13 protein-coding genes are annotated in these 12,101 nt (G+C 67.8%); 4 read left to right on the top strand and 9 right to left on the bottom strand.

The window, feature by feature from the left end:
• Positions 1-354: 354 nt before the first annotated feature.
• Together ABZ810_RS27145 and ABZ810_RS27140 are read left to right on the top strand one after the other, a co-directional pair.
• Positions 355-843: a hypothetical protein gene (locus ABZ810_RS27145; RefSeq protein ID WP_358407893.1), complete on the top strand. Its 489-nt coding sequence runs from the start codon at positions 355-357 to the stop codon at positions 841-843.
• 289 nt (positions 844-1,132) lie between these two features.
• Entirely contained in the window at positions 1,133-2,296 is a 1,164-nt protein-coding gene (locus ABZ810_RS27140; RefSeq protein ID WP_358407890.1) for an IS110 family transposase, read from the top strand.
• Between the two features lie 62 nt (positions 2,297-2,358).
• Here the strand turns inward: ABZ810_RS27140 and ABZ810_RS27135 are convergent, their stop codons facing one another.
• The 4 genes from ABZ810_RS27135 to ABZ810_RS27120 all read right to left on the bottom strand — a co-directional run bounded on the left by ABZ810_RS27135 (position 2,359) and on the right by ABZ810_RS27120 (position 6,381).
• Entirely contained in the window at positions 2,359-2,943 is a 585-nt protein-coding gene (locus ABZ810_RS27135; protein ID WP_358407888.1) for a helix-turn-helix domain-containing protein, read from the bottom strand.
• Between the two features lie 208 nt (positions 2,944-3,151).
• Positions 3,152-3,652 carry a carboxymuconolactone decarboxylase family protein gene (locus ABZ810_RS27130; RefSeq protein ID WP_358407886.1) on the bottom strand — a complete coding sequence of 167 codons (501 nt, stop codon included), beginning with the start codon at positions 3,650-3,652 and terminating at the stop codon, positions 3,152-3,154.
• Positions 3,653-3,752: 100 nt separating this feature from the next.
• Positions 3,753-5,225, bottom strand: a complete 1,473-nt coding sequence (locus tag ABZ810_RS27125) for an MFS transporter (protein WP_358407885.1) — start codon at positions 5,223-5,225, stop codon at positions 3,753-3,755.
• 10 nt (positions 5,226-5,235) lie between these two features.
• Complete coding sequence (locus tag ABZ810_RS27120; RefSeq protein WP_358407882.1) at positions 5,236-6,381, bottom strand: serine hydrolase domain-containing protein; 1,146 nt, start codon at positions 6,379-6,381, stop codon at positions 5,236-5,238.
• A 143-nt stretch (positions 6,382-6,524) separates the two neighbouring features.
• Between ABZ810_RS27120 and sigJ the strand changes: the two genes are divergently transcribed.
• Positions 6,525-7,412, top strand: a complete 888-nt coding sequence (sigJ, locus tag ABZ810_RS27115) for an RNA polymerase sigma factor SigJ (RefSeq protein WP_358407881.1) — start codon at positions 6,525-6,527, stop codon at positions 7,410-7,412.
• 349 nt (positions 7,413-7,761) lie between these two features.
• Here the strand turns inward: sigJ and ABZ810_RS27110 are convergent, their stop codons facing one another.
• From ABZ810_RS27110 to ABZ810_RS27090, 5 genes are all read right to left on the bottom strand, one after another.
• Positions 7,762-8,058 (bottom strand): hypothetical protein, encoded by a 297-nt coding sequence (locus tag ABZ810_RS27110; protein WP_358407880.1) that lies wholly within the window; start codon positions 8,056-8,058, stop codon positions 7,762-7,764.
• Positions 7,991-8,575 carry a DUF3375 family protein gene (locus ABZ810_RS27105; protein WP_358407877.1) on the bottom strand — a complete coding sequence of 195 codons (585 nt, stop codon included), beginning with the start codon at positions 8,573-8,575 and terminating at the stop codon, positions 7,991-7,993. Before ABZ810_RS27105 ends, ABZ810_RS27110 begins: the two co-directional genes overlap by 68 nt.
• Positions 8,572-8,892 (bottom strand): hypothetical protein, encoded by a 321-nt coding sequence (locus ABZ810_RS27100; RefSeq protein WP_358407874.1) that lies wholly within the window; start codon positions 8,890-8,892, stop codon positions 8,572-8,574. The genes ABZ810_RS27105 and ABZ810_RS27100 overlap by 4 nt, the downstream gene beginning before the upstream one ends.
• Before the next feature lie 58 nt (positions 8,893-8,950).
• Entirely contained in the window at positions 8,951-9,169 is a 219-nt protein-coding gene (locus ABZ810_RS27095) for a hypothetical protein (protein ID WP_358407873.1), read from the bottom strand.
• Between the two features lie 331 nt (positions 9,170-9,500).
• A complete protein-coding gene (locus ABZ810_RS27090; protein WP_358407870.1) occupies positions 9,501-10,157 on the bottom strand; it encodes a hypothetical protein in 657 nt (218 codons plus the stop codon).
• A 963-nt stretch (positions 10,158-11,120) separates the two neighbouring features.
• Between ABZ810_RS27090 and ABZ810_RS27085 the strand changes: the two genes are divergently transcribed.
• Positions 11,121-11,711, top strand: a complete 591-nt coding sequence (locus ABZ810_RS27085) for a hypothetical protein (protein WP_358407868.1) — start codon at positions 11,121-11,123, stop codon at positions 11,709-11,711.
• Positions 11,712-12,101: the final 390 nt, after the last annotated feature.

Raw genomic sequence — 12,101 nt, 5'->3', positions numbered from 1 at the left:
GCCTGCTCGCGGGCGCGGACCGGGCACATCCACCCCCTCCCAAGCCCCGTGAGGCACCCGAAGCAGGGCTGATGCAGTCGGAAGTGATCACCGGTCCGCCCCGATGCACAACGCATGCCAAGCGACGATCTGCAGGCTGCGCCTTCCCACGACGCATCGCAGTGACAGCCCCTGCCCTGCCCCCTCACCCACCACCCACAAGCGATCTTCACTCCCACAGGGAAGCATGACCGCCGCCCCCGATCACGGGGTCAGGTAGCGCAGTCGGCGGCAGAAGCGGACGTCCCTCACCATCTGGAGTCTTCAGGACGCCCCGAACCACTACTCGACGTCCGAGGCATGGGACGCTAAGACGTGCTCATTGTGCGTGCCACCAGGAAGCTCCTCAACCGAACCGGCCCTCCCGATCTCGGCGCTGACGAGCAATCCGATACCCGGCTCGGGCAGTGGTACGCAACCGCCCTATTCTGGCGGCCCCAGGTAGCCCTATTCGTCAACGAGGAGACGCTCCTGCCGATCCTCCTGCCGCTGGCGCCGGCCGCGACCCTCTTGAACAGAGTCCCCGACCACATCGCCTCAGCCCTCGCCGAGTACGGCGCATCACAGGCACTCATCGATGACGAGACCCAGCGCATGCGCGAGTCCCGACTGGCCAAGACAGCCAACCGCAGCGTCACCGGCACCCTCACCGACTTTGCCCGACTCGCCGAGCACTACCGCGACGGCGACCCCGACCTGTCCGCCCTCGCCACGCGGCTCGCCCACGTCCCCTGCGGCCCCCTCTACAAGAGCCACACCTTCCCCGACCGGGAGTTCACCGCACTCATCGAGTCGCTCGGTTGAACCTCGCCCGGCGCTGCCCCGAGCAAGAACCTGATCGGGTTCATCGGTGCGCGGTCGGCGGCTACTTGTTTCATTGCCTCAGGACCGGTGCCCGGCCAGGCTCGGTCCAGGCGCCCGGGCCGTCGCTCTCTTTGCGGCTGCCCACGCTGGTCGTGCGGCTCTCTCATGGCCTGCGCGGTCCGGGCGTCGCCCCCAGAGCAGGAGGCTCAAGAGGGGTTTGCTCCGCTCGAAGTAGCGGTGCCCTCCCGGCTCGACAACCAGACGATCGATCGAGCATCGGAGGATCGGCATGGACCCAGTGGTCATTGGCATAGACCCGCACAAACGCTCCGCCACGATCGAGGCGATGGCCGCCGACGAGACCATCCTGGGCCGCGGACGCTATGGCACCGACCACGACGGCTACGGAGCGATGCTTCGTTACGCCCGGCAGTGGCCGAACCGGTTGTGGGCCGTCGAAGGCTGCAACGGCATCGGCCGGCACATCTCCAACCGGCTCCTGGCCGATGATGAACAGGTCGTCGACGTCCCACCCAAACTGTCAGCACGGGCGCGGGTATTCGCCACCGGGCAAGGCCGCAAAACCGACACCACCGACGCACACTCGGTCGCCCTGGCCGGCACCCGCATGGCGGGCCTTCGGCCCGTGGTCAACGACGAGCAGCTCGCACTGCTGCGGATCCTGATCGACCGCCGCCGCTCCCTCGGCGAAGACCACACCCGGATGATCGCCCAGCTGCACCAGCTGCTGCTGGAGCTCATCCCCGGCGGCGCCAAGAAGAACCTGTCCGCCGCGCAGGCCAAGGTTCTGCTCGCCAAGGTCCGACCTCGCGACGCCGCCGGCAAGGCACGACGTCGGGTCGCCGCGGAACTGATCAGCGACCTCGAACGCATCTACCGGCGCTCCAAGAACGCCGACAAAGAGCTCAAGGAACTGGTCGCCGCCACCGGCACCACCCTGACGGACCTGCACGGCATCGGTTCCTCCGGCGCCGCACGCCTGCTGGTCGAGGTCGGCGACATCACCCGGTTCCCAGGCCGAGCGCACTTCGCCTCCTGGAACGGCACCGCGCCCATCGACGCCTCCTCCGGCGACCAGATCCGGCACCGGCTATCGCGAGCAGGCAACCGGCAGATCAACCGGGTGCTGCACATCATGGCCACCGTCCAGCTCCGCAACCCCACCGAGGGCCGGGCCTACCTCGACCGGAAGAAAGCCTCGGGCAAGACCTCGATGGAAGCGATGCGGGCCCTCAAACGCCGCCTCTCCGACATCGTCTACCGGCGCATGCTCGACGACACCCTCACGCACACGACGGGCCCGGGAGGACACCGGGGAGCGGCTCCTGACTCCAGCGCGGCCGACTCACATCCCCATATCGGCACTTCGGACAAGTCACTTCCCGGACCCGCCACCACCCAGCCTACGACCGCCCTGAGTACGGCGTCTTGACACAGAGGGGAGCCTATTTCTGCGTCCGACTCCTCACAGATGGTTTCCGGGGGCGGCGGTCCTCAGCGAGTGGAGGGCGACCCATCAGCATGGCCAACTAGGACGACGAGCAGCGCCGCGCGCGAGAACAGCAGGCCGTCTACAAACGGCTCATTGTGGATCCTCCCGGACCGGGGTACTCGGGACTGTTCTCGATGCCGCTCGCGATCATCGCGCTGGTCGCCGGCCTGGTGGGCGTCGGACTGATCTCGGGCGTCCTGTCGATGGAGATGGTGGAGCACGCCTTGGTCGAGGCCGAGCGACGCGTCCAGGAGTGGAGCGGCCGGTGATGCGTTCACCTCGGGTTGCGCTATTGGGTGCTGAAGAGGGCGACGAGGGTGTGGACGGGCTGGCCGGCTTCGGTGGGGGGCGGACGGGCGGGTGAGGTCGAGCTGGTAGGTGTTGCGGCGGCCGACCCGGGTGCGGGTGAGGTAGCCGGCCTCCTCCAGGTCGTCGAGGATGATCTGGGTGGCGCGTTGGGTGACGCCGACGCGGTCGGCGATGTCACGCACCCGGACGCCGGGATTGTCGGCGACGCAGATCAGCACGCGCGCGTGGTTGGTCAAAAACTCCCACCGCCGGTCCGGCGACGGCTCGGCGGTCTGCATGCGATCACCTTCCCGCTCGTTGCTGCCCAGCGACCCATGGGTGAGCGGCTTTATTGTCGGTTCCGTAGACCTCTGCACAGATTCCTGAAGTCGTGTGCACACAGATTGAAGGGGCTGGCCTTGCGAGGCCAGCCCCTTCTTCGGTCTTCCTTGCTGCACTTGTCGTGTGGTCCTGGGGTGAGGCGTCCTCACTGCGGGACGACTGGGGTTATTGCCTCCACTGCTGGGTGGGTGATACGCCGGGGAGGGGCTTGCCGATGAGGGCGAGGGGGATGAAGAAGCCGACCTGGCCGATCGCCAGGGTGAGCGTGGCGAGGGCCTTGTCGTCGTAGTGGGCGGACGCCTGCGTGTACAGGTCGTCGGGGACGCGTTCGCCGTGCGGGTTGGGGGTGAGGACGGCCTCCACCAGCGCCAGCGCGGCCCGCTCGGCGTCGGTGAAATAGGGCGCGTCTCGCCAGGACGCCACGCTGGTGATGCGTTCCTCGGACTCCCCGGCCTTGCGGAGGTTGCCGGTGTGCAGGACGGTCAGATAGGTGTTGGCGACGATCTGGCCGGCGCGCAGCTGCACCAGGCTGATGGTGGCCTGCGGGATCGAGCCGTTCCCGGTGGCCTTGAACAGGGCCTTGCCGATCTCGCCCAGTTCGGGGACGAGCGCGGCGGGGTTGGGCAGCCGTGACTGGGAGGTTTCCTGGCCGATGGTGGCGGTCATGATGGAGGTTTCCTTTCGATCTTCAGTGGTGTGTCGCTTGTCTGACGGATGGTGGGCTGCGGATGTGACCGGCAGTCGGGGGCCGACTGTGTGGGTCAGGTCACACGGGAGAGCTGTGCGCCTTTTCGGGTGTGGTCGATGGCGCGCTGCGGTGGCCGGGGCGTGGCCGCATGAGGAGAACGGTGACCAGGATGGCGGTCAGGTAGAAGACGCCTGCGCCGAGCAGGCCGGCGGTGTAGCCGTGGGTGAGCGCGTCGGGCGGCGGTGTCGCGGCGGGCTGGTTCTGGGTGGCGTTGACGGCGACGCTGGCCAGGATCGCCAAGCCCAGGGCGCCGCCGATCTGCTGGCTGGTGTTGATGAGCCCGGAGGCGATGCCCGAGTCCTTGGGGGCGACGTCCTGGACGCCGCCGATGGTGGCGGCGACGAAGCCGATGCCCAGCCCGATGCCTCCGATCAGCTGGGCCGGCAGCAGGACGGCCAGGGCGTTCTGGTCCGGGGTGAGCAGGCTGAACCAGACCATGGCGGCGGCGGCCACCGCCATGCCGATGGCCAGAACGGTGCGCGGGGTGCTGCGTGCCTGCAGTTGGGGGCCGGCGACGCCGGAGCCGAGGCCGATGCCGATCGCGAACGGCAGGTAGGCCAGTCCGGTGACCATGGGCGAATAGTGTTTGATCGACTGCATGTAGAGGGTGAGGAAGTAGAAGGTGGCGAGCATGCCCGCGCCCATCAGCAGCATGACCAGGTTGGCGCCGAACCTGCCGCGGTCGGCCAGTACCCCGGCCGGGAGCATGGGGGCGTGGGCGCGGCGCTGGATGGCGGTGAACGCGACGGCCAGCACCAGTGCGATCGCGCTGAAGGCCAGGGTCTGCTCGTCGGTCGGGCCGTCGGATCCGGCCCGGTTGATGGCATACACCAGGGAGCCCAGGGCGAAGGTCACGGTGATCGCGCCGGGCAGGTCGATGCCGCCGCGTTCACGGGTGCCGGGGACCAGGGCGAGCGTGCCGGCGAGCACCACCAGGGCGATGGGGATGTTGATGAACATGATCCATCGCCAGCCCAGGTACTCGGTCAGCGCGCCGCCCAGCAGCAGGCCGACGACCGAGCCCAGGCCGCCCATCGCCCCGTACACCCCCAGCGCCTTGTTGCGCTGCGGCCCGGCCGGGAAGGTGTCGGCCAGCAGCGACAGCGCGGCCGGAGCGATGATCGCGCCGCCCATGCCCTGCAGCACGCGCGCGGCGATCAGCGTGGCACCGTTCTGGGCCACGCCGCCAAGCAGAGAGGCCAGCAGGAACACCACCAGCCCGGCTTGGAACAGGCGACGGCGGCCGAACACATCACCGGCGCGGCCGCCGGCCAGCAGCATCCCGCCGAACGCCAGCGCGTAGGCCGTCAGGACCCAGTCCAGATCGGCGGCCGCGATGCCCAGGCCGGAGCCGATCACCGGCAGGCCCACGGTCACAATGGTGCCGTCCATCACGATCAGCAACTGGGCGGCGGCGATCACCAGCAGGGCCAGGCCACCGCGCGGGGAACGGGACCGGGCGGGTGATGACTTTCGAGTCTGCGAAGACATTGCAGCGTCCTTAGGAGGCGGTGGCCGCGGAGTGGACCGCGACGGCCAGCCGGTCGTGTTCGGGGTAGGACCAGTTGAAGGAGAACCGGCGGCGGGTGTAGCCGAACGCGATGCCGCTACGGGGGTCGGCGAAGGCCTCCGAGCCCGCCGATCCGCCGTGGCCGAACGCCCGCGCGCTCAGGAACGGGTAGCGCAGCCCCTTGGCCTGGAACCCCAGCGCGTACTGGCCCTGGGGGCCGACGACCAGATCACCGCCGGTTGAGTGAAGCATGGTGAACTCGGCGAGGGTGTCGGGCTTGAGCAGCGGGGCGTGGCCGTCCAGCCCGCAGACCGCCGCCGCGTACATGGCGGCCAGCCCCCGCGCGTTGCCCACCCCTCCGGCCGAGGCCTGGCCGAGTGCTCGCACCCGCCGGGTGTTGATGAAGGCGACCTGGTCCAGCGGCGGGGTGGAGTTGAGGCCGTACCCGATCCCGGTGATGCTGTGCGGGCCGGGGACGCTCGCCCAGAACGCGGCCAGTTCCTCCGGGCTCGCCAGGCTCGGCAGCACTTCCCGGTACCTGTCCTCCAGCGTCTCCGGCAGCCCGAGGTGGACGTCCAGCCCGTGGGGTGCGCGGACCCGCTCCTCGAAGATCTCCTGCAGAGAGCGGCCGGTGACCCGTCGGATCACCTCGGCCACGATCGCGAACGACACGAACCCGCCGTAGCCGCAGGCCGTGCCCGGCCGCCAGTACGGACGCTGGCCGGCCAGCCGCTGCGCGATCATCCGGTCGTCGGCGAGCTCGGCCGCCGTTAGCCCACCGTCGACGCCGATCACTCCGGACCGGTGCGACAGCACGTCCCGCAGGGTGATCGAGCCCTTGCCGGCGGCGCCGAACCGCGGCCAGTGGCGGGAGACCGGCTCGTCCAGGTCCAGGACGCCGCCCTGCACCAGCAGCGCCACCACCAGGGTGGCCGCGCCCTTGGTCGAGGAGTACACGCCGGTCACAGTGTCGCCGGTGACGTCACCGGCCCACAGGTCGACCACCTTCCGGCCACCCGCGTACGCCGCCAGCTGCGCCCCGGACTCGCTGTCCTCGGCGGCGACCGCGGCGGCGAACTCCTCGCGCACCGCGTCGAAACCGTCGGCCACCGTCCCGTGGATCTCGAACTTGCTCATCGTTGTCCGCTCCGTTCGTCGTTGATCGCAGGCATGACGAACGGGCTTGGGCAAGTGTGACCGGATGCGTGCGTCACATCGTCGGCGTGCGGTTCGTCAGTGTTGCGGGCACCCGCGCCGGCAGCCGACGATGAGAGGCGATCATGAACGAGAACGACTTCCTGGCCGAACGGTTCGAAGAGCACCGCACGCATCTCAAGGCGGTGGCCTACCGGATGCTCGGCTCCCTGGCCGAGGCCGACGACGCCGTCCAGGAGGCATGGCTGCGGCTCGCCCGCTCCGAGGCCGGCCAGATCGGCAACCTCGGCGGCTGGCTGACCACCGTCGTCGGCCGGGTCTGCCTGGACATGCTGCGCTCACGCACGCAACGGGGTGAAACCTCACTGCACGCCCGCCTGCCAGATCCGATCGTGAGCGAACCGGCCACCAACCCCGAGCACCAGGCGCTGATCGCCGACTCGGTCGGGCTGGCCCTGCTGGTGGTGCTGGAATCGCTGACCCCGCCCGAACGGCTGGCCTTCGTCCTGCACGACATGTTCGGCATGCCGTTCGAGGAGATCGGCCCCATCATCGACCGCACCCCGGTCGCGGCCCGCAAACTCGCCAGCCGCGCCCGCCGACGCGTCCAGGGCGGCGCACCCGAACCCGATCCCGACCCGGTCGCCCAGCGCCGCGTCGTCGACGCCTTCCTCACCGCCGCGCGCGGCGGCGACTTCGACGCTCTGGTGGCCGTCCTCGACCCCGATGTCGTGCTGCGCGCCGACGGCGGCAAGGCCCTGCCCGGCGGCATGAAAACCCTGCGCGGCCGCGGGGCGGTGGCGGGCCAGGCCGCCACTTTCCACCGCATGGCCACCGCCTCGACCAGCCGTCCCGCACTGGTGAACGGGGCGGCCGGTCTGGTCAACACCGTCGGCGGCGAACTTTTCTCGGTCATGAGCTTCACCGTCGCCGACGAGAAGATCACCGCGATCGACATCCTGTCCGACCCCGAACGACTGGCCGCCCTCGACCTCACCGGCCTGTCGAACTGATCTCTCCCGCACACCGCCGGCGTCGGCTCGTGGTGGAGATCGCCCGGGAGAAGTGCGACCTCACCGCCCGGCGCCTGGCCGCGGCCTTCACCGCACACGGCTACACCTGGACGGCCAGCGACCCCTAGGAGAACGAGTTCCGGATCTGGGCCCCCAAGACCCCGGAACTGCCCGAACTGGCCAACGCGCTGCTCGCCGCCCGCGCCGAGGCCATGAAATCCCGCGGCGCTCCGCCGACTTCACGCCCTGACCGTTGCGGCGGGGCCGACAAGCTCGGGTTCGAACCGGTCACGCATAAAGAAATGTGAACCCGCCCGGCACCCGCCGCCCAACATCGCTCGGCTCAGTCTCAGGCGTTGGTGAGGGCTGTGCGGCAGTAGTCCAGGCTTCTGGTGATCTTGTTGATCAGGCAGGCGGTCACCAGCACCGACTGCCCCTCCGGGAAGTCGACGGCCGTGGATTCGGTGCAGGTGCCGTTCTCCTCGCCGTAGTCGCGGATCGTGAGGCTCTGGCCTCCCCAGCTGAAGTTGGCGTAGGCCCAGTGGCCGTCGGCGTCGAGGTCGCAGGCGTAGAAGTACTCACCTGTCGCGTGGTCGGCGTCGAAGATGGCAGCGCCGCCGGTCGGCGCGGAGTCGCTGGTCAGCACCCACGCGTCCGTCCCGGCGGACGCGTTCGAGGCCGGGAGGCCGACCGCCGCTGCGGCCAGGACGATGATGGACAGGATCCGGTGATGTCGCTTCATTAGCAACTCCTAGGTCGGAGACCGCCTCAGTGTCACCTCCTCGCACGAAACCCGTATTGAACAAACGCGCAGTGGCGGCGGCGTCCCAAAGGTCGACCGCTCGCAGGGTGCCGCTGACACTGGTGCGGGCGAGTTCTTCGCGCTGCACGGCGGTCATATGCTCGCGCGCGAAGTCCTGCGCGAGAATCTGGTCGATGTCGGCGCGGATCTGTTCGTGCTGTCTGGACGACAGCAGTTGTGAGAACCCGAGATAGGCGGCACCCTGGCTCGTCCTCGAAAGCAGGTCGTTCTCGCGCAGGTACTCCTCGACGAGCTCCGCCTTGGGCGGTCCGTCGGCCATGGCCCGCCGCGCGACTTCCTGGTGACGATCCTCCACCATGGTGCGCAACTGACGGAAATCGGCCGGCAGCGTCCGCGTCATGCCAGGAGCTCACCCTTGCTCGGAGTAGTCTCATCGTTGGTCAGTTTGATCAGGTAGGGCAGGGCCAGAGCCATTGCCGGGTTGAGGTGGAAGATGTCGTCAGTCAGCACGTTGCCGAGGACGCGCAGGGCCTCCTCATAGGACGTCTCGTCGAGCAGTCCGCGGATGAGGGCAGGGATGGCGCCCGGGCAGCCGGGCATTGTCGACCACGGAACCGCGTCGATGCCCTGAAGCAGGTCATTGGCCAGGCTCGGGACGTGCGGGTACTCGTTGAGAAATACCTCGATCTGGACTCTCTTACCTGCCAGATCATGCACACACATACTTCCCGTTCCTGTCATTGCTGGGAGGAGGGCCGTCGCGGACGGCGGTCTGTCAGGAGTTCGTCGGTGGTTCAGGGAGGAGGCCTTCGTTGACCCGATCTGCCAAGTAGATCATGACGCCTTCGGGGTTCATTCCGAAGGCTGCGGCGACGAGGAGACCATCGCCGAGGGAGTTGAACAGGCCCACAGCTTCCCGGACGTATCCCCAGACGTCGTGCTCATCCTCATCACCGGTGAGGAGGTATTGAGCCTCGTTCGTCTCACTGCTCATGACACGTCCCCGCTCAAAGGACACCGATCCTACGGTGCAGGCGAGGCTCACCACCTCAGCCGGGGCCAGTTCAAACCGTCCGACTCATCGCAAAGGATCTAGCACTGGGCCCAGTTCAAGCCGCCCTGCTGGGGCCGGGGCAAACCGTCAGAGCCACTCTGACAGGACGACACGATCTGGCAGTGTCAAACACGGCCTGGCGCGCAGGGTCGCGACTCTTAATCCGCGGGTTCGGGGTTCAAGTCCCTGACGGCACACCCCTTCTGACCTGGGCGTTCACAAGATCTTTGTGAACGCCCAGGTGTCGTTTGGGCCGGGTTTGTGACAGCCGTTAGCTCCTCGTCAGCTCGGCTGTCGCGACTGCGTCCAGATCCCTCCCGGCAGAAGCCCTCCCCTGGTCGACGACCTCAAGGAGATGCCGCCCAAGTTGCTCTGCCTCGTCGAGGTTCAGGTCGATTTCCGTGAAGTTGTCAGGGCCGCTGAGGACGACGATGGGCGCCGGGTCATCGAAGTCCTGGCGAAGCCCCACCGTGACAGGGCTTGCGCAGCATTCGCCGTTCGCCCAGTACGGATACCGACTGAGCAGGACAGCGAGGCCATCGGCCACATGCAGAGTGTCTTGAGGCGCCCTGTGATCCTCGACGCACCAAGGCGGGCACGGCGTGCTGAGGCATTTCCTGATCTTGTTTGCGACGTGTCGGAGGGCGATGGGGAACCTGTGCACCCAGCCGGCGTCCTCTTTGCTGAGTTGCAGGTCCCCCAAGCCAGCCCCTCTCAGCAACGCTGAGATGTCGCTAAAGGCACGAGACCTTGGCGTGTCGTCGGCGACGTGCGAGAGCAGGTAGGCACTCTCAAGGGTGAGCCGAACGATCCTCATCTCGCCGGTCGAGTGGACCCCCAGATAGACGGAGGGATCGCTGAAGTGGCCCGCTGCATCTTCGTGCTGGACCACTGAGATCTCGATGGAATGGCACGCGAGCACGTTCACGTGGAATGACTCGATGAAGTGGCAGTGCGTAACGTGAACCTCCGAAACTTCGGCATGGCTCGAGCACCACGGGGGGCAGGACGAGCCTTTCCCAGGCTGGACCTCTGCTCGCTGGCTACCGCACCACGGATCGTCTGCGTGATGTCGGTGGCGTGTTCGGTGACCGCGATCGTCATCTCGTACCACATCCTTGAGATACGTTGCGTTGTCGTCCCCACACTCTTCGTACGGATCCGGGCGCCGCAGCGGTTCGACACTTTAAGCGCGCTGTCCGCAGACTCTTAGCGGTTCTTAACGCCAGCGCCGCCTGAATGCCAGCGATCCAACCCCGCACGCTCAAGCCTCTGATCACGATCCCCGCCCGCAAGCACTGCCCATACCTGCGGCCCGATCAGCGCCACCGCGCCGGCCACCATTGCCGCTTAACTCCCTGCCTCGCCATGCCATCGCATCCTGCCCACAACCACCCCACCACAGACAGCCAACGCCCAACCCGGCCCACCCCACTACCGCCGAGCGCTCCATTGGAGATCGGACAGTACGCATGCACCGTCGGGCCTCGTGCTCCGCCGCCGGAGGTTAGTTAGGTCGGCCAGGGCCACCACCCCGCCTTAGCCCTGTCCGCGGGCTCATCGCGGCGAGCCCCGGCCGACCTAACTCACCTAACTTCCGCAGGCCACCACCGTCACAGCGGCGAGCACCCGAGTTAGAAAATTAACCCGCCCACCCCGACCCAATCGCCCCTGCCGGACCGTACGAGGGGGGCCGGGGGGCGCACAGGAATGAGGTTTCCCAGAACCCGATCAGGACGCCGGCGGACAGCATTACAGCTCTGCACGGAAACGATATTCGTTGGGCATTCCTTCGAAAGACTTTCTCCCGGACCGGCCGCAGGATTACGGAAGGGCGGGGCGCCAGGAGCGCTGGCGGCCGTGCTTCATTCCAACTTCAGGGGAGACGACGATGAAGGTTCTCACCACCGCGGTGATCGGTTCATCTCTGGCGGCGCTGCTGAGCGGTGTCATGGCCATGCCGTCCAGTGCCTCGGCACCGGCGGCCAAGAGTCACTGCGTCACCAACGTCGCAGCCGGGCAGACGCACTGCTACGACACCTTCCCGCAGGCGCTCTCCGCCGCCACGGGCGGCCAGATCACCGACGCGCCGCAGAGCCCGGCGGCGGCCGCCGCCAGCCGGTCGTTCGAACAACAGATCAACGCCATCGGCAGGCAGGCCGCGTCCAGCGACGCGCCGCTGGCGCTGGTCACACTCTCCATCGAGTACGACTGGAACTACTACCAAACCACCGAGGGCAGCATCACGTACGTGGGCCCCTCCGGCTGCGACAGCGACGGCTCGGTGGAATGGCAGAGGAGCAACCTCGGTGACGCCTGGAACGACCGGATCTCATCGTTCAGGGGCTACAACGGCTGCCAGGTCAATCACTTCCAGCACGCGAACTTCGAGGGAGCTCGTACCGGACCCCTCGGATCGAGCTTCGCGATGTCCGAGATCGGCGGCGTGAACAACCAGGCGTCCTCGATCCGCTGGGTCTGAGCGCCGCGACCGGGCCGGCGCATGTGAAGCATCTGACGATGCGACGGTGGTCCCCGGGCAGCGCGCGGAGGCCGTCTTCGATCCCCCAGCGGGATCGAAGACGGCCTCTTAAGGCGACGAGTGATGATGACGTCGACGAGCGGACCCAGGCTTGCGTGCTTACGACGCGGCGATGCCAGCACTGTCGGAGACATCCGCTGAAAGACAAGGTCGATCATCTGCGGATTGAGCGGCGCGGAGGCTGAGGGGTCGTCGCTTGGTCTTGCCTGCGTTGAGGATGATGGCGGCGGCGTCTCGGTAGGTGTCAAGTCAAACGAGACAGGGGCCAGTGATCGTTAGGCGGCTCGTTCCTCCTGGTCAGGGCCGGTCTGCTCGATGGCGTCCTCGTCG

Origin of the sequence: Spirillospora sp. NPDC047279 (genome assembly GCF_040643285.1) — a bacterium.
Classification (GTDB): Bacteria; Actinomycetota; Actinomycetes; order Streptosporangiales; family Streptosporangiaceae; genus Spirillospora.
The sequence above is the reverse complement of the archived record's forward strand: the minus strand, read 5'-3'. Positions and strand labels throughout refer to the sequence as shown.

Bases quoted from the DNA above. Each gene is read 5' to 3' on its own strand.
- ABZ810_RS27140 (WP_358407890.1), top strand. From the start codon at position 1,133: ATGGACCCAGTGGTCATTGGCATAGACCCGCACAAACGCTCCGCCACG.
- ABZ810_RS27135 (WP_358407888.1), bottom strand. From the start codon at position 2,943: ATGCAGACCGCCGAGCCGTCGCCGGACCGGCGGTGGGAGTTTTTGACC.
- ABZ810_RS27130 (WP_358407886.1), bottom strand. From the start codon at position 3,652: ATGACCGCCACCATCGGCCAGGAAACCTCCCAGTCACGGCTGCCCAAC.
- ABZ810_RS27125 (WP_358407885.1), bottom strand. From the start codon at position 5,225: ATGTCTTCGCAGACTCGAAAGTCATCACCCGCCCGGTCCCGTTCCCCG.
- ABZ810_RS27120 (WP_358407882.1), bottom strand. From the start codon at position 6,381: ATGAGCAAGTTCGAGATCCACGGGACGGTGGCCGACGGTTTCGACGCG.
- sigJ (WP_358407881.1), top strand. From the start codon at position 6,525: ATGAACGAGAACGACTTCCTGGCCGAACGGTTCGAAGAGCACCGCACG.
- ABZ810_RS27105 (WP_358407877.1), bottom strand. From the start codon at position 8,575: ATGACGCGGACGCTGCCGGCCGATTTCCGTCAGTTGCGCACCATGGTG.
- ABZ810_RS27095 (WP_358407873.1), bottom strand. From the start codon at position 9,169: ATGAGCAGTGAGACGAACGAGGCTCAATACCTCCTCACCGGTGATGAG.
- ABZ810_RS27085 (WP_358407868.1), top strand. From the start codon at position 11,121: ATGAAGGTTCTCACCACCGCGGTGATCGGTTCATCTCTGGCGGCGCTG.